Source organism: Mesorhizobium sp. B2-5-4, assembly GCF_006441095.1.
Lineage (GTDB): Bacteria > Pseudomonadota > Alphaproteobacteria > Rhizobiales > Rhizobiaceae > Mesorhizobium > Mesorhizobium salmacidum.
Genome location: NZ_VFUR01000004.1, coordinates 274,114 through 289,220 on the forward strand (window position 1 = coordinate 274,114; position 15,107 = coordinate 289,220).

Annotated in this window: 18 protein-coding genes and 1 tRNA gene; 6 read left to right on the top strand and 13 right to left on the bottom strand. The window is 61.8% G+C overall.

Translation table 11 applies throughout. The annotated features are described in order from the left end of the window. Positions 1-41: 41 nt before the first annotated feature. From FJ492_RS07495 to FJ492_RS07520, 6 genes are all read right to left on the bottom strand, one after another. Positions 42-3,839: a vitamin B12-dependent ribonucleotide reductase gene (locus FJ492_RS07495; protein WP_140769278.1), complete on the bottom strand. Its 3,798-nt coding sequence runs from the start codon at positions 3,837-3,839 to the stop codon at positions 42-44. 674 nt (positions 3,840-4,513) lie between these two features. Beyond that, positions 4,514-4,825 (bottom strand): PilZ domain-containing protein, encoded by a 312-nt coding sequence (locus tag FJ492_RS07500; protein ID WP_140506283.1) that lies wholly within the window; start codon positions 4,823-4,825, stop codon positions 4,514-4,516. A gap of 104 nt (positions 4,826-4,929) precedes the next feature. Beyond that, positions 4,930-5,418, bottom strand: a complete 489-nt coding sequence (locus FJ492_RS07505) for an NUDIX hydrolase (RefSeq protein WP_140769281.1) — start codon at positions 5,416-5,418, stop codon at positions 4,930-4,932. Positions 5,419-5,629: 211 nt separating this feature from the next. Then, on the bottom strand, positions 5,630-6,130 hold the full coding sequence (gene gpt, locus FJ492_RS07510) for a xanthine phosphoribosyltransferase (RefSeq protein WP_027145490.1): 501 nt from the start codon (positions 6,128-6,130) through the stop codon (positions 5,630-5,632). Between the two features lie 116 nt (positions 6,131-6,246). Next, positions 6,247-7,080 (bottom strand): universal stress protein, encoded by an 834-nt coding sequence (locus tag FJ492_RS07515; protein WP_140715009.1) that lies wholly within the window; start codon positions 7,078-7,080, stop codon positions 6,247-6,249. An 80-nt stretch (positions 7,081-7,160) separates the two neighbouring features. Continuing rightward, entirely contained in the window at positions 7,161-7,904 is a 744-nt protein-coding gene (locus tag FJ492_RS07520; protein WP_140769283.1) for a competence/damage-inducible protein A, read from the bottom strand. A gap of 204 nt (positions 7,905-8,108) precedes the next feature. Between FJ492_RS07520 and FJ492_RS07525 the strand changes: the two genes are divergently transcribed. After that, the gene (locus FJ492_RS07525) at positions 8,109-8,348 is read left to right on the top strand and encodes a hypothetical protein (RefSeq protein WP_246675927.1); all 240 of its coding nucleotides are present in this window, start codon (positions 8,109-8,111) and stop codon (positions 8,346-8,348) included. Between the two features lie 59 nt (positions 8,349-8,407). Beyond that, the gene (locus tag FJ492_RS07530; RefSeq protein ID WP_140506275.1) at positions 8,408-8,689 is read left to right on the top strand and encodes a hypothetical protein; all 282 of its coding nucleotides are present in this window, start codon (positions 8,408-8,410) and stop codon (positions 8,687-8,689) included. A 67-nt stretch (positions 8,690-8,756) separates the two neighbouring features. Here the strand turns inward: FJ492_RS07530 and FJ492_RS07535 are convergent, their stop codons facing one another. The 4 genes from FJ492_RS07535 to FJ492_RS07550 all read right to left on the bottom strand — a co-directional run bounded on the left by FJ492_RS07535 (position 8,757) and on the right by FJ492_RS07550 (position 10,955). Beyond that, complete coding sequence (locus FJ492_RS07535) at positions 8,757-8,996, bottom strand: DUF2188 domain-containing protein (RefSeq protein ID WP_027145493.1); 240 nt, start codon at positions 8,994-8,996, stop codon at positions 8,757-8,759. A 28-nt stretch (positions 8,997-9,024) separates the two neighbouring features. Next, positions 9,025-9,303, bottom strand: coding sequence for a DUF982 domain-containing protein (locus tag FJ492_RS07540; RefSeq protein ID WP_032935880.1), 279 nt, complete (start codon positions 9,301-9,303; stop codon positions 9,025-9,027). 99 nt (positions 9,304-9,402) lie between these two features. Further along, complete coding sequence (locus tag FJ492_RS07545; protein WP_246675929.1) at positions 9,403-9,630, bottom strand: SH3 domain-containing protein; 228 nt, start codon at positions 9,628-9,630, stop codon at positions 9,403-9,405. Between the two features lie 221 nt (positions 9,631-9,851). Then, positions 9,852-10,955: an NADH:flavin oxidoreductase/NADH oxidase gene (locus FJ492_RS07550; protein WP_140715003.1), complete on the bottom strand. Its 1,104-nt coding sequence runs from the start codon at positions 10,953-10,955 to the stop codon at positions 9,852-9,854. Positions 10,956-11,111: 156 nt separating this feature from the next. Here FJ492_RS07550 and FJ492_RS07555 point away from each other — a divergent pair, with 156 nt between their 5' ends. Then, complete coding sequence (locus FJ492_RS07555; protein ID WP_027145497.1) at positions 11,112-11,690, top strand: NUDIX domain-containing protein; 579 nt, start codon at positions 11,112-11,114, stop codon at positions 11,688-11,690. A 22-nt stretch (positions 11,691-11,712) separates the two neighbouring features. Here FJ492_RS07555 and FJ492_RS07560 read toward each other — a convergent pair whose 3' ends face one another. Beyond that, on the bottom strand, positions 11,713-12,252 hold the full coding sequence (locus tag FJ492_RS07560; protein WP_140506269.1) for a J domain-containing protein: 540 nt from the start codon (positions 12,250-12,252) through the stop codon (positions 11,713-11,715). 210 nt (positions 12,253-12,462) lie between these two features. Between FJ492_RS07560 and FJ492_RS07565 the strand changes: the two genes are divergently transcribed. The 3 genes from FJ492_RS07565 to FJ492_RS07575 all read left to right on the top strand — a co-directional run bounded on the left by FJ492_RS07565 (position 12,463) and on the right by FJ492_RS07575 (position 14,599). Next, positions 12,463-12,750: a PilZ domain-containing protein gene (locus tag FJ492_RS07565; protein WP_027145499.1), complete on the top strand. Its 288-nt coding sequence runs from the start codon at positions 12,463-12,465 to the stop codon at positions 12,748-12,750. A gap of 303 nt (positions 12,751-13,053) precedes the next feature. After that, on the top strand, positions 13,054-13,644 hold the full coding sequence (locus tag FJ492_RS07570; RefSeq protein ID WP_246675930.1) for a carbonic anhydrase: 591 nt from the start codon (positions 13,054-13,056) through the stop codon (positions 13,642-13,644). A gap of 199 nt (positions 13,645-13,843) precedes the next feature. Then, on the top strand, positions 13,844-14,599 hold the full coding sequence (locus FJ492_RS07575) for a DUF4239 domain-containing protein (RefSeq protein WP_140506264.1): 756 nt from the start codon (positions 13,844-13,846) through the stop codon (positions 14,597-14,599). Positions 14,600-14,751: 152 nt separating this feature from the next. Here FJ492_RS07575 and FJ492_RS07580 read toward each other — a convergent pair. Then, positions 14,752-14,840: transfer RNA gene (locus tag FJ492_RS07580), tRNA-Leu, on the bottom strand. A gap of 62 nt (positions 14,841-14,902) precedes the next feature. Continuing rightward, positions 14,903-15,107, bottom strand: a 205-nt coding sequence (locus FJ492_RS28965) for a hypothetical protein (protein ID WP_210241527.1), incomplete at its 5' end; no start/stop codon positions are given.

The window sequence follows — 15,107 nt, forward strand, 5'->3', positions numbered from 1 at the left end:
GGGCCGACCATGTTACAGTGGTTTAGGAGACTCAAGATTTCTCAGCTGCACCCGCTCGTGGCACCGCACGTGTCGCACTTCTCGCAAGTTCCATTCCGCACCATGGTAAAGTTCTGGCACTCGGAGCAGGAATTGCCGGTGTAGCCCTGGAGCAGCGACTTGGCGCGGCGGTCGGCGGCGAGTTTCTTCGCTTCGGCCGCTTCATGGGCCGCCGTATCGGTGAACAGCGCCGCAGTGGTATCGGTCGAGGCATCGGAGGCCGCCTCCTCGAAGGCGATGTCTTCCGCCAGTTCCTTGGCCCGCTCCTCATAGTCGCGCTTGTAGGCGACCGCCTCGTCGGTTGCGGGCTTCAGCGCCAGCACGTTGGAGCCGGAGAAGGCTGTCGGCGCCGAACGGGCAGGGATGCCGGAGGGGCCGGCAAAACCCTTCGGCTCGTTGCCGCTCGCCCTCGACACCAGCTTTACCGGCGAGCCGCGGGTCAGGCCCTTGGAGACGGCGTCGGTCTTGCCTTCGCTGATGCCGCGGCCAAGTGCGGTGTTGGAGAAGTCCGACTGGTCGACATGGGCGAGATCGTTGCGGCCGAGATAGGAGATGGCGAGCTCCCTGAACACGTAGTCGAGGATTGACGTCGCGCTCTTGATGGCATCGTTGCCGATGACCATGCCGGCCGGCTCGAACTTGGTGAAGGTGAAGGCGTGCACATATTCGTCGAGCGGCACGCCATATTGCAGGCCGAGCGAGATCGCGATGGCGAAGTTGTTGAGAAGGCCACGCAGCGTGGCACCCTCCTTGTTCATGTCGATGAAGATCTCGCCGAGACGGCCATCGTCATATTCGCCGGTGCGCAGGAAGATGGTGTTGCCACCGATCTTGGCCTTCTGCGTGTAACCCTTGCGGCGGCCGGGCAGCTTCTCCTGCTCGCGCGACACGCGTTCGATGATGCGTTCGACGATGCGCTCGGTGATCTGCGCCGCGCGCGCCGCAGCCGGTGCCTGGATCAGCTGCTCGATCGCATCGTCCTCATCCTCTTCGCCATCGGCGAGCAGCGAGGCATTCAGCGGCTGCGACAGCTTCGAGCCGTCGCGGTAGAGCGCGTTCGCCTTCAGCGCCAGCTTCCACGACAGCATGTAGGCGTTCTTGGCATCCTCCACCGTCGCGTCGTTCGGCATGTTGATGGTCTTGGAGATGGCGCCGGAAATGAAGGGTTGGGCGGCCGCCATCATCTGGATGTGGCTGTTGATCGACAGCGAGCGCTTGCCGATCTTGCCGCACGGGCTGGCGCAGTCGAACACGGGGAGGTGTTCGGCCTTGAGGAAGGGCGCGCCTTCCAGCGTCATCGCACCACAGACATGGATGTTGGCGGCCTCGATATCCTTCCGGGAGAAACCCAGCGCCGGCAGCATTTCGAACGAGAAGTCGTTGAGCTGCTCGTCGGTGAAGCCAAAAGTCTCCTTCACCCAGTCGGCGCCGAGCGTCCACTGGTTGAAGACGAACTTGATGTCGAAGGCCGACTTCAGCGCGGCGTTGAGCGCCGCGATCTTGTCGTCGGTGAAGCCCTTGGCCTTGAGCGAGCCGGGGTTGACGGCCGGCGCCTGGTTGAGATTGCCGTGGCCGACCGCATAGGCCTCGATCTCGGCGATCTGGCTCTCGGAATAGCCCAACGTGCGCAGCGCCTCCGGCACGGCGCGGTTGATGATCTTGAAATAGCCGCCGCCGGCGAGCTTCTTGAACTTCACCAGGGCGAAGTCGGGCTCAATGCCGGTGGTGTCGCAATCCATGACCAGGCCGATCGTGCCGGTGGGCGCGATCACGGTAGCCTGCGCGTTGCGGTAGCCATGCTCCTCGCCAAGCTCGATGGCACGGTCCCATGCGGCCTTGGCATGGGTCGCCAAATCCTGCTGCTTCAGATCCGACGCCACGAGAGGCACCGGATTGACGGCGAGCTTTTCGTAACCGTCCTTGTCGCCATAGGCGGCGCGGCGATGATTGCGCATGACGCGCAGCATATTCTGGGCGTTACGGTCATAGTCGGGGAAGGCGCCGAGCTCGGAAGCCATTTCCGCCGAGGTGGAGTAGGCGACGCCGGTCATGATAGCGGTCAGCGCGGCGCAGATGGCGCGGCCCTCGTCGGAATCGTAGGGAATGCCCGAAGTCATCAGCAGGCCGCCGATATTGGCATAGCCGAGGCCCAGCGTGCGGTAGTCGTAGGAGAGCTTGGCAATCTCCTTTGACGGGAACTGCGCCATCATCACCGAGATTTCCAGCACCATGGTCCACAGCCGCACCGTGTGCTCGTAGGCTGCGATATCGATCGTGCCGTCGGCATTGCGATAGGGGAGCAGGTTGATCGAGGCGAGGTTGCAGGCCGTGTCGTCGAGGAACATGTATTCCGAGCATGGGTTGGAGGCCCGGATCGCACCGGCCGAAGCGCAGGTGTGCCAGTCGTTCATCGTCGTGTTGAAATGCAGACCGGGATCAGCCGAAGCCCAGGCGGCGTAGCCGATCTTTTCCCAGAGGTCCCGCGCCTTCAGCGTCTTCAAGACCTTGCCGTCCTTGCGGGCGGTCAGGTGCCAGTCGGCGTCGGTCTCGACGGCGCGCAGGAAGTTGTCCTTCAGCGACACCGAATTGTTGGAGTTCTGGCCCGAGACCGTCAGGTAGGCGTCAGAATCCCAGTCGGTGTCGTAGGTCTTGAACGACATCGACTTGTAGCCCTGCTTGGCGAACTGAATGACGCGGTAGATGTAGTTTTCTGGCACCGCCGATTTCTTGGCCGCCTTGATTTCGCGCTTCAGCGCCGTGTTGACGGCCGGATCGAAGCAGTCGTCGTCATGGCCTTCGCAATTGACGCAGGCCTTCATGATCGCTTCGAGGTGCTTCTTGACGATCTTGGAGCCGGTCACCAGCGAGGCGACCTTCTGCTCTTCATTGACCTTCCAGTCGATGAATTCCTCGATGTCGGGGTGGTCGGCGTCGACGATGACCATTTTCGCCGCGCGGCGCGTCGTGCCGCCCGACTTGATGGCGCCCGCGGCGCGGTCGCCGATCTTGAGGAAGCTCATCAGGCCGGACGAGCGGCCGCCGCCGGACAGCTTTTCGCCTTCGCCGCGCAGCAGCGAGAAGTTCGAGCCGGTGCCGGAGCCATATTTGAACAAGCGCGCCTCGCGCACCCACAGATCCATGATGCCGCCCTCGTTGACGAGGTCGTCCTGCACGCCCTGGATGAAGCAGGCATGCGGCTGCGGATGCTCATACGAGGATTTCGACTTCGTCAGCTTGCCGGTGAAGGGGTCGACATAGAAATGGCCCTGGCTCGGGCCGTCGATGCCGTAGGCCCAGTGCAGGCCGGTGTTGAACCATTGCGGCGAGTTCGGCGCGACGCGCTGCGTCGCCAGCATATAGGCAAGCTCGTCGCGGAAGGCGCGCGCGTCTTCCTCCGACGCCTTGAAGTAGCCGCCCTTCCAGCCCCAATAGGTCCAGGTGCCGGCCAGCCGGTCGAAGACCTGACGGGCGTCGATCTCGGAACCATAGCGCTCGGCCTCGGGCAGCTTGGCGAGCTCCGCCTCATCGGCGACGGAGCGCCACAGGAAGGAGGGGACGTCGTTCTCCTCGACCTTCTTCAGGCGCGCGGGAACGCCGGCCTTGCGAAAATATTTTTGGGCCAGGATGTCGGCGGCGACCTGGGAAAACTGCGCCGGCACGTCGATGTTGTCCAAGCGGAACACCACCGAGCCATCCGGATTCTTGATCTCGGAAAGCGCCTTGCGGAATTCGATCTCCGCATAAGCGGCCCCTTCTTGGCCTGCATGTCCTGGCTTGGTGAAACGACGCTCGATGCGCATTGGTCCGGTCCCTTTTGTCTACATATAGCGCTTTCATCGGGGATTTCTGCCCCCAAAAGACGAAACGCGCAGTCCGCCGTTTGCCGGCATCGCGAACAATGCCGGCATCTCCTCTTCGCAGGCGCGGCCACGCACACGACAAAACGCCTTGCCGGGCGTTTGCCGAGGCTGCCAACCGACCCCGCGGGTCCCTCAAAACTGAATTTTTCGATTCCCTCACCCGAGGGAAGTTCACACTATCTAGCGTCGAACCTAGCTGCAAACACTAAATATAGTATTAACAGACAATTTATTCCAGTCCGACAATTCTCCCTTTCGTCGCCCCACCACCCACGATCCCAACGCTTCCGCCGGCCTCGTAAACGGGCGGAAATGCGGGCAAAACGCACATAATCCGGGAAAAAGACCGGGCTCAGAACTTTCCGGTCGCGCTCTCAACAGGAGCGCATGGCCTATAAAAGGCGACTCGTTTCGAGCCGTCAAGGATTCGTTTGCGTAGCTTTTGTGACCCCAACATCTTGTGTGTCACACATGTGGATAACGGGGATAGAATTGACCGCTTGCGGCGGCCATTTTCCGGCGGCAGGCACACGCGATCACCCAGTCCGCGATACGCGGGCTGCGTAAAGACTGTCCCGCAGGCAGCAAAAGCCTGCAAGCCGGTGCGCAGGGCGTCAGCCGTAGTGCAGCTTCGGCTTGGGCTCGGTACCGGTGAACTGTACGCCGATCCGGTCGTTGCGGCGCCAGCGAACCTCGCAGCGATAGGCGACGCCGTCGAGCGGCACATAAAGAAGGAAATGGTCGGGAACCCGAGCTTCGAGCGGCATTTTCAGTTCGGCGCCGTCCGCATGCTGGTTGCGGACCGTGCAACCGACTTCTGAATTCTGGATTCCGGTGATGATCGTTCCACCTTTGAGCACGCGCGGCCGATGCTCGCGCTTTGGCTCGCCGGGATCTTGCTGAAGTGGGTCTGCGGGATTCGTCATCGATCAAACCAGGAGTGACCGATTCTTAGCGAAGAAAAATTAGCAAACCATTGCGGCATAGCACAAGGTTGTGAATCCGCCATGATACACGCAAAAGGCGTCTATCAGGAGAACCTGCGCGGGTCGGCACAGAAATAGGCGATGATCTGACAGAGGTCGGGCTCATTGACCATGCGCACGGCTTCGCTGGAACTGACCCATTTGCGGGTGCGGGAGTGCTTTTCCTTCCAGCGGTCCGCGATCTTGCCGACGTGCAGCGGAAACACCAGCACCTCGCAAGGCACTTCTTCGCCCGAAGCCAGCACCTTGGCATAGAAGTAACGGCCGGCTTCGAGATGGGAGATGTTGCCGCGCAAACCGGCTTCCTCGGCGGCCTCGCGCGCGGCCGCTTCGCAGAGCGGCTCCCTGGCTTCCGGCCAGCCTTTCGGCAACACCCACCGACCAGTGTCGCGGCTGGTGATCAGCATGACCTCGACGCCATCCCCAGTATCGCGCCAGGGCAGGGCAGCAACCTGCAGACGGCACGGCGCCGAGCCGAAGAGCCGTCGGACTCTTTCAGCAAGGTGGTTGTGCGTCGTTGGCCGTGTCAACATCGGAGAAGCTAGCCCCAGCCTCCAGAATCGTTTGCCGTCTTATGAATCTTACGGCTAATTGTGGCCAATAAAAGTAAAAACTTCGGTCACGCCAGCTAATTCCCGTCAACAAGGCGTCGATTTCACAGGATAGTTTGTCGGCGGGTCGCTCCGCGCAAGCAAATATCGTCATCGGCGCTGGCTTGATTGGCAAAAAGCGGCTTGCCTCGAATCAGCCGGCGTGATCGTCGGCGATCGGCTTCTGATAGGTGAAGCCCATGTCCCAGGGAAAATAGATCCAGGTGTCCTGGCTGACCTCGGTGACGAAAGTATCGACCAGCGGCCGGCCCTTGGGCTTGGCGTAGACGGTCGCGAAATGGGCCTTGGGCATCATTGCGCGCACGATGCCGGCGGTCTTGCCGGTGTCGGTCAGGTCGTCAATGATCAGCACGCCGGCGCCATCGTCGGCCAGCAAGGCAGGCGTGATCTCCTTCAGCACCTGCAATTGTCCCTGGCTGGTGTAGTCGTGATAGGAGGCGACACAGACCGTCTCGATGACGCGGATGCCGAGTTCGCGCGAGATGATAGCCGCCGGGACCAGGCCACCGCGCGTGATGCAGACGATAGCCTTCCATTGACCCTTGCTTGCGCCGGCAAGCCGCCAGGCAAGTGCGCGGGCGTCGCGATGGAACTGGTCCCAGGAGACCGGGAAAGCTTTTTCGGGAAGGGACATGTCTCGCGCACTCCGCGGCACGCGACGGCCGCGTGCAAGAAAACAGGGGAATGCGCGCGGAATTAACTGGAAACCCCACGGCTTGGCAAGGGTCGCTGATAGCGATCGCTGTGGACTTACCGCGACAGGAAGGCTGCTACCTGTGCCGTGCGCAGCACCGTGCGCGTCACCCCGCCGAACAGAAGCTGGCGCAGCCAGGAGTGGCTATAGGCGCCAAGTACCAGCAGATCGGCGCCGGTCTCGGCGATCCTGTTCTGGATCATGTCGTCGACCGAGGTGCCGCCCGATTTCTGCACCGAGACGCTGACGGTGGCGCCGTGGCGCGACAGCGCGGAGGCGATTTCGGCGCCCGCGGCCTCCGGGCTTTCGTCGAGCGTATCGGGTGGGTCGATGACCAGTATGTCGGTTTTCTCGGCCTCGATGATGAAGGGCAGGGCATCGAAGGCGGCGCGGGCGGCCTCCTTGCTGCCGTTCCAGGCGAGCAGAACGCGTTTGAAGGTGGTGACGAGAGGGCCGGCATGCGGCACCACCAGCACCGGCCGGCCGGCATCGTAGACCAGCGTATCAACGTCGGCGCCAGGATCGCCGTCGGTCTCGCGTTGGGCGGCGATGATGAGATCGGCGGCGCGCACGTTTGAAATGCCGGTCAGCGCGCTGTCGCCGGAGAAGCTCTCCAGGCTGCGCCATTCGAAGGAGAGGCCGGAATCCTCGATGCGCCTCAGGAAGAAAGCCTGGAGTTTTTCGGCCCGCTCCCGGTTCATGTCGGCGGAAACCTGCAGGAACTCCGTATCGGGAAAACCCGTCGCCGAAGTGTAGGGCACCGGGAGCGCCTCGGCATGGATGCCGATCAGATGGCTTTCGAAGCGGCTGGCAAGCGGAATGGCGCAGTCGAGCACCCGCTCGGCGTCCTGCTCGTTCTGCAGAATGGCAACGATGGTCTTGAAACGCATGATGGTCCCTCAATCTTGCGAGTGATGGGTCGCGGCAGGGAAACGTTACAGCGTCGGCCTTGGTTCCGGTTTGCGCCGGATCAGCTCGCCTTGCTGGCGAAGCCGGCCACCATGGCCTCGACATCGGCGCGCGCGGCTTCAAACGCATCCGCGCTGCGGGCACGAACCACCAGTTCGGTCCAGAACTTGCCATCGCCATATTTAGGGTAGGAGCCGATGATCGTATCCGGATTCGCTTTCTGGATCTCACCCAACGGCCCGCCGACAAGACCCTCGCCGAACGGACAGTGCACCGTGGCCGACAGCATTTTCGTGCCGGTCTTCAGCGTCGGGACGACATTGTCGAGCATGGCCTGGAAGATCGACGGCACGCCGGCCATGACATGGACGTTGCCAATGCGGAAGCCGGGGGCCACGGACACCGGGTTGTCGATGTGGTCGGCGCCGCGCGGCATTCGCGCCATGCGCTTGCGAGCCTCCGTGTATTCGATGCCGCGTGCGGCATAGCTCGCCTCCAGCAGGGCATGGGCCTTGGCATCGTATTCACAGGGCACGCCGAATGCCTTGGCGATCGAATCGGCCGTGATGTCGTCATGCGTCGGGCCGATGCCGCCGGTGGTGAACACATAGGTATAGCGTGTGCGCACGGCATTCACCGCCGCGACGATCTCGTCTTCCTCGTCGGGAACAATGCGCACCTCCTTCAGGTCGATGCCGACCGCCGTCATGATATCGGCAAGGTGGCCGATGTTCTTGTCCTTGGTGCGGCCGGACAGAATCTCATCGCCGATGACAAGCATGGCGGCAGTGACGATTTCAGGCATGGAAGGCTCCGGCAGACGGGCCGTCTGAATAGCGCGGCCGACGGGCGGCGGCAATGCCCGCCAAATGGCGAACGTTCCCGACTACATGTCGCCGGCGGCGGGGGGCTGGGGCTGCGGCCGGCGCATTTCCATGCGACTTCGACCGATGTTGTCGCGGTCGAACAGGATTTCGGCGGCGTCGAGCAGCGTTACGGCGAGATTGTTATGCCGGCCGGCATCCTGTTCGGCAGCGCCGACCGCGTCATCGGCATGGCCATCCACGGCGAACCGATGCGCCACAGGATCGGCGGGCTCGATTTCGAGGCGGTCGACGGCCTTGGCCACATGCCGCAATTCGCCGCGCCTGAACAAGTCGTCGCCTTCATCGAGCGCATCGCGGCGCGCGCTTTTGTCGCCCCGGCATCACCGCCACTTCACGAGAATTTCAGGGAACCGTTCGGCTGACTATTGTGTTTTCACCCTGTCGCACCCAAGACGACCAAAGTAGATACGGAGTAACTAATATGTATGTAAAACTTCTAGCCGCATCCGCTCTGACGATTGGTCTCGCCACATCGGCCATGGCTCAGTCGTCAGAACCGACATATACCAACCACAGCTGGTGGCTGTTCGGCAACAATGACGAGACAACTGTCGATCCAAGCACCACAGGAAGCATCAACGCCTACGGCTCGGGGCTGAGCACCCAAGGCCATACTGGAGGTATCGGCCCATGTGCTCACAACACGCCTGGTCCCGACGCCAATTCCGGGCAGAACGTCAACGATCGGTACTGCGGCAAGTAATTCGGCCACAGCGCGCCGGCTGGCCGCGGATGGTTTTCATACTATCCGCGGCCATAGTTCTGCTGGATCAATCCGAGATTTCAGTCTGAGGCCGGTCGCGGCCGTCGGCCAGTTCCTCGTGCCATTTGCCCTCGGCGTCCTCATACTGGATACCGTCGGTGGAACCCGCCACTTGTTGCTCGGCCGAAGCGATCTCGGCGGCGCGCAACGCATCCTGATGGGTGGGAAATGTCTCCGAGAAGGTTGAGCCGACCTTGTAGGCCCAGCCACCGTCGTGCTCGACGATCTTGTAAGTAAGCTTCGCCATCAAAACCTCCAGTTAAAGGTCCGCCTGCTCAATGCAACCGGTCGTCGGGCAGCTTATCGTCGGGCACCAGGACTTCCGATTCCCTGGCGGCCTCGATCAGTGCCCGGCGCGCTTCCGCTGTCGAACGATAACCTTCCAGCACTTTGAGGCAAGTGTCGAGAGCATCACGATGACGGGGGCCGCGATTGAGCGGCCACACAGTCATCAGGCACTCCGCCGCCTCCTGGGTCGAGCGGATATGGCGATATTTGCCGACGTGGCCAAGCTCGACCACGACAGGCGTTTCAAAAGGTTTGTTGTCCATCATGGCCGCAACGCAAAGCAGCCAATTTGGTTGCAAAAATGGCCTTTGGTCTGCGCCCAAAAGTCGCGTCGCCTCCGTAACGCGCACTGGATGATTGGCGTCTCAGTAACCGCAGTTGTTGCGCAGCCAACGTGCATTCGCCCAGCCGGTGCCGCCGCCGATTTCGACCTGGTACCAGTTGCCGCGCCGGTCGAAGATCTCGGTATGGTCGCCGTTGAACAATTGCCCGATCATCCGCGATGACGAGTTCGGCCGTGTGCGCAAGGCCAGAAAGCCGCTGCCGGTCGCCAGATTGTAGCGGCCGGAGAGGCGTGCACCGTACCCTCGCAATATTGCGCGACGGTCGGCGTCGAAACACCGAGCCAAAACCCGACCACAGCCATAAGTGCTGCAGCCGACAAGAGTGCCCTGAACGACATGATTATCTCCCAAGCCGGCCGCGCCCGCCGCAGCCTGACCAGCGTAACAGGTTGCGGCCAGAATTGAAGCGGGTCGTCGGCGAACGGTCCGGGATCACAAGCAGGAGTGCGCCGGGATCGGGAGATGAGCGATCAGCCGGCGGCCTTCATCCAGTGTTGCATCGTCGTCACCGAGCGGGCGAGCTGCGGTGCCGGATGGATTTTTTCGCTGAAGGTGGCGGCCGCACGCCATCCCCAGCGCGGATCGGCGAGGAAGGCGCGTGCCAGCGCCACCATGTCGGCGCGGCCTTCGGCTATAACAGCCTCGGCCTGTCTCGGGTCGTCGATCAGGCCTACCGCACGGGTCGGAATGCCGGCGCCCTTGCGTACGGCTTCAGCCAGATGCACCTGATAGCCCGGCCCGGTGGGCAATTTCTGCAACGGCGAATTGCCGCCGCTCGAGCAGCAGAGGTAGGCGATGCCTTCGGCCTTCAGCACTTTCGCCACCTCGATCGCGTCCTCGACGTCAAAGCCGCCATCGACCCAGTCCTTCACCGACAGCCGTGCGCCGAGCATCAGCTTTGGCGCTGCTTTCTTCACCGCCCTGGCGATCTCGACGACAAGACGCATCCGGTTTTCCAGCGAGCCGCCCCAGCGATCCGTGCGCTGGTTGGACAGCGGCGACAGGAACTGGAAGATCAGGTAGCCGTGCGCCGCGTGCAGTTCGATGAAGTCGAAGCCGGCGCGTTCGGCCCGCCTGGCGGCTTCCGCGAACCGCCCGATGAGCTGCAGGATTTCCTCGTCCTCCAGGGCGTGCGGCACGTTCCAGCCGGTGTCGTAGGCGATGGCCGAGGCCGAGACGGTCTGCCAGGGATCCTCATTTGGCTGCAATGGGCCGCCACCTTCCCAAGGCTTGCGGTTCGAGGCCTTGCGGCCGGCGTGCGCCAGCTGCGTGCCGAACTTGGTGCCGGGTGCGGCCACGCGCCGGGCCGCGTCCAGCGCGCGGCGCGCGGCGGCCTCATTGTCTTCGGAATAGAGGCCGAGGCAGCCATGGCTGATGCGTCCGCGCCGCTCGACATCGGTCATCTCCACCGTGACCATGCCGGCGCCGGACATGGCCAGATTCATCCAGTGGTAAAGATGCCAATCGCTGGCCGAGCCGTCCTCGGCGGAATACTGGCACATCGGCGCCACGGCGATGCGGTTGGGCAAGGTGAGCCCATCGAGTGTGATCGGCTGGAAAAGCGATGTCGTCATGAACAAACTCCGGGAGGGGAATGCGCTATTTAGGCAATGGCACCCTTCCATACCACACACGAGACAGTGAAGGGTGCTGGACCAATCGCTGGCCCGATTGCGCCTGTACCGGTTCGCGGCTACGCCTGCCTCCGCCAGCAAGCATCGAGGTGTCAGATGGAAGACCGCATTCGTATCCGCTCGGAAGAGATTCTTTCCAACGACTGGGCAGTCCTGAAGAAGACCGTGCTCGACTACCGCCGGCGTGACGGCCAATGGGAGACGCAGATTCGCCAGACTTATGATCGCGGCGACGGCGCGGTGATCCTGCCCTATGACCCCCGGCGTTCGACCGTGCTTCTGGTGCGTCAGTTCCGCTATCCCGCCTATGTCACCGGCCACCGCGAACCGCTGATCGAGGCCTGTGCCGGGCTGCTGGACGAAAACGATCCGGAGACCGCCATCCGCAAGGAAGCCGAGGAAGAACTGGGTTACCGGTTGAACAAGATCGAGCGGCTGTTTTCGCCTTACATGAGTCCCGGCAGCGTGACCGAGCGGCTCTGGTTCTTCATCGCGCGCTATTCGCCCGCCGACCGCATCTCGGCCGGTGGCGGCGCACCCGACGAAGGCGAGGACATCGAGGTCCTGGAAATGCCGCTCGACGAAGCGCTGGCCGGCATCGCCGATGGCCGCATCATCGATGCCAAGACCATCATCCTGATCCAGCATCTGAAGCTGAACCCGATGGCGGCTTGATCAGAGGCCGAGGGATTCCAATTCAGCCCGCATGATCCAACAGGCGGGTGGTTGCTGCGTCATGATGATGTTCGGAATTAACGCGATCGATGCCTTCGACGGTGATGGCGAACGTCCCGTTTTCTGTTCTGGCTATCCAGCCCTTCGCTTTTAGATACCAGAGGTGAAACTCGAGGTGCTCACGCGGACAGCCTGACATTCGTTCGAGCTCATCGTCGCCAATGCCAGGATTGTTGACGTCCTGTCGGCGTTTTACATAAAGCAGTGAGAGCACTTTGGCTTGAAAGACCGAATCGCGATCGAGGTTGTTGCTGTTGCTCGCCTGATCGGTCAGCTCGGCCCGGAGGTTCAAATGGGCCTTGTACTGAATATCGTATTGCGCACGCTTGACCGGATCCTTGAGCGTGTTGTGAGCCTCCAGGATATCGCTGAAGCGTGACTCGTTGCCGGTGACCTGGTTGTCGGGGTGGTAGCGCATGGCAAAGTGACGAAAAATGCGCTCTATCGTTTCCGAATTGGCATTCGGACTGATTTCCAGCATCTCATAGAAGTCAACGAACATACCTGGTTCCCCATGCCATGCATTTTCGGCTGTCTCTGCCGCACTGTCAGTGACAACCTTGGCGATGACTATAGAGTATATATTTCATGATTTAATAATATGACGAGCGTACAAAGGACAGGCACAGGATTTAAGCGAAAAAATCGGACCTTTGCGTCCTGAGCCGCAGACTTTAGTCTGGGAGCATTTCGCTCGTCGGAGGCGGCTTGCATGACTGATAAACCTTCTGACCCTCCGGTAGAGCGTCGAACGCACCTGCGTGAGGTGGTTTTGAAGGACGCGTTCATAATCACGCAGGACGGCGAAATAGGCTGCGCCGTCAGAAATCAGCATGAGCACGGCGCCGAGTTGCGTGTCGCCGCGGGGGCAAAAGTGCCAGATAACTTCCGGCTGCGCGTACCGTTGGACGGCGCGACCTATCGAGCGGAAGTGCGGTGGAGAAAAGGCGAGCGGCTAGGCATCCAGATCCACGGCAATTTCTCGCTGAAGATCAGATGATAAGGGGAGGCCGCCCTGATATTCAGGGGCACGCCCAGGCGCCGCGTTGGGGTGGGTTTCGTGGTCCCAGCATCCCGGCCCGCTCTCTTTGATCGTGACCTTATCGCCAATCGCTTGCCTATATATTAGAGCAAGCGCATATTCTTCGGGGAGCAATGGGCGGGGGAGCTAAGAATGTGCAGCACCTGTGATGGTACAGGGGTCGGCCGGAGGGAGTTCCTCAAAGTCGGCGCGGGACTCGTTGCGTTTGGCCTTGGTGGGGCCACGTGGTCGGCGCGCGCGGCCCAAGGCGCGGCGACCCCATTGAGCCTCGATGAAGCGCTCGCTGCGCTAAAATCCGGCAACGAAAGCTACGTCAGTCACCCGGAACTCTGCTCGATCGATCTGGCCGCGCAGCGGAACGCTGTCGCCGCACACCAGGCGCCCTGGGCCACCATCATCAGTTGCGCCGACAGTCGCGTTCCTCCGGAGCTGATCTTCGGCGGTCACGGCGTTGGAGAACTGTTCGTCGCCCGCAATGCCGGCAACCTCGTCGACACTGCGACGCTCGGTACGGTTGAATACGGGGCAGCGGTGCTCGGCTCACCCTTGATCGTCGTTCTTGCGCACACAAACTGCGGCGCCGTCAAGGCGGCGTGCGACGTGGTCACCAAGAACGCGACCTATCCTGGCGCGATCGGCCCGATGGTCGAACCGATCCTGCCCGCGGCGATAGCAATGCGGAGCGAAGCGGGTGATTTCGTCGACAACACCGCCAAGGAGAGCGCGCGGAGGACCGCGAGGCGCCTAGCCGCCTCGAGCAAGGTGCTGGCCGGCCTCATCAAGGCGGGGAAGCTGAAGATAGTCGCGGCAATTTATGACTTGCAAACGGGTGCGGTGACTTACATCGAATGACACACCCGTCATCGAGATCGAAGGCTCTGGGGCCTCGATGCGTCGGCGTCTGGCTTGGCTTGCCTTCCGGGGGGCGGTGACGGCCACCTATCTCGGCTACAAGGGGCGCGGCAGGCGTTAGGCAGGGCGCAAGGACGCGCCGGGATAGTGATGGCGGTCATCAACTGACGCCTTGCCATTGCCAATCGGAATGAGCGGCATGCGCGAAGCTTTCATCGCAATGGTAATCTTCCTATGCCTGACGGTAGCCGCGCTCGCCAGCACGGCGATATGGCCAAAATTGCCGGCCAAACATCGTGACGACGACACGAACACCGTGGTTCGGCACGCCGCGAATCTGTTCGGGGTCATGACCTCGCTGATGCTCGGCCTGATGATCAACTCGGCCAGGAACACCTTCGAATCGATCGACCGCAACGTGCACGCCTATGCGACCGAATTGATCCTTCTCGACAGGACCTTGCGCCAATATGGCCCGCAAACCGACACGGTACGCCAGCCGCTGGTCGTCTATGTGCAGCGGGTGGCGGGTGATTCTTCGCCCACCAGCGAGACGCTGGTCGCCGCCAACCGGCTCTCTGAGCAGTTGCTGGCGGAAATCGGCACCCGGCTGAGTGCGCTGGCGCCGACCGACGATGCGCATGGCTTCATTGTGCAGGACGCCCGCCAGCATTTGCAGAAAGTGCTGGAGTTGCGCTGGGTGCTGATCGAGCAGTCGGAGGGCACGATCCCGGTGCCTCTGATCACGCTCCTGGTCACCTGGCTGGTGCTGATCTTCGCCAGCTTCGGCTTCAGGGCGCCACGCAATACGATCACCATTTCGACCTACGCGGCATCGGCGGCTTTGGTTGCCGGGGCGATCTACCTGATCTTCGACATGGACGTGGCTTTCTCCGGCCCGATCCAGATTTCAATGGCCCCGATGGAGAGGGCGCTGTTCGAGTTACAGCAGTGATCCGCAGCCGGTGACCACGCCGGTTATATGACGTTGCGGCGGTTCAACACAGAAAAATCAACCAAACTTGAAGCCTTTTGCTGGTGCGGTCGACGGGATTCGAACCCGTACGATCAGAGATCGAGGGATTTTTTTAAGTCTCTTTGGCGCACTGGTGTGGGCGACGGGACTTGAACCCGTAAGTGTTTGAAGCACCGGCAGATTTTAAGTCTGCTGCGTATACCAGTTCCGCCACGCCCACCTCCCACATAGTGGGAAATCCCGTAGTTCTCCCACATGGTCGAGCTTAGGATTTGCCGTTGACTACCACGAGCTTAGGAGCAGCGCCACCTTGTAGGACAGCGAGGTTGTCCAGCAGATGGTTTGTTCTGCGGTGCCCGAACGCGCAACCCAGAGGAGGTCGCGTAACGATACTGGCGCGATCACGGAATTATCCGCGCCGCGGGCGTGGGTAAATATCTGGGCGGCGGACTTGATCCGCCATGGCCGGCGCCTCTCAGGCCCGGCC

Coding starts and splice junctions, on each gene's coding strand:
- FJ492_RS07515 (WP_140715009.1), bottom strand. CDS start 7,080: ATGCGTTTCAAGACCATCGTTGCCATTCTGCAGAACGAGCAGGACGCC.
- FJ492_RS07535 (WP_027145493.1), bottom strand. CDS start 8,996: ATGGCGAAGCTTACTTACAAGATCGTCGAGCACGACGGTGGCTGGGCC.
- FJ492_RS07530 (WP_140506275.1), top strand. CDS start 8,408: ATGTATGTAAAACTTCTAGCCGCATCCGCTCTGACGATTGGTCTCGCC.
- FJ492_RS07500 (WP_140506283.1), bottom strand. CDS start 4,825: ATGACGAATCCCGCAGACCCACTTCAGCAAGATCCCGGCGAGCCAAAG.
- FJ492_RS07495 (WP_140769278.1), bottom strand. CDS start 3,839: ATGCGCATCGAGCGTCGTTTCACCAAGCCAGGACATGCAGGCCAAGAA.
- FJ492_RS07560 (WP_140506269.1), bottom strand. CDS start 12,252: ATGTTCGTTGACTTCTATGAGATGCTGGAAATCAGTCCGAATGCCAAT.
- FJ492_RS07525 (WP_246675927.1), top strand. CDS start 8,109: ATGCCGGCCGGCATCCTGTTCGGCAGCGCCGACCGCGTCATCGGCATG.
- FJ492_RS07575 (WP_140506264.1), top strand. CDS start 13,844: ATGCGCGAAGCTTTCATCGCAATGGTAATCTTCCTATGCCTGACGGTA.
- gpt (WP_027145490.1), bottom strand. CDS start 6,130: ATGTCCCTTCCCGAAAAAGCTTTCCCGGTCTCCTGGGACCAGTTCCAT.
- FJ492_RS07550 (WP_140715003.1), bottom strand. CDS start 10,955: ATGACGACATCGCTTTTCCAGCCGATCACACTCGATGGGCTCACCTTG.
- FJ492_RS07540 (WP_032935880.1), bottom strand. CDS start 9,303: ATGATGGACAACAAACCTTTTGAAACGCCTGTCGTGGTCGAGCTTGGC.
- FJ492_RS07505 (WP_140769281.1), bottom strand. CDS start 5,418: ATGTTGACACGGCCAACGACGCACAACCACCTTGCTGAAAGAGTCCGA.
- FJ492_RS07520 (WP_140769283.1), bottom strand. CDS start 7,904: ATGCCTGAAATCGTCACTGCCGCCATGCTTGTCATCGGCGATGAGATT.
- FJ492_RS07565 (WP_027145499.1), top strand. CDS start 12,463: ATGACTGATAAACCTTCTGACCCTCCGGTAGAGCGTCGAACGCACCTG.
- FJ492_RS07555 (WP_027145497.1), top strand. CDS start 11,112: ATGGAAGACCGCATTCGTATCCGCTCGGAAGAGATTCTTTCCAACGAC.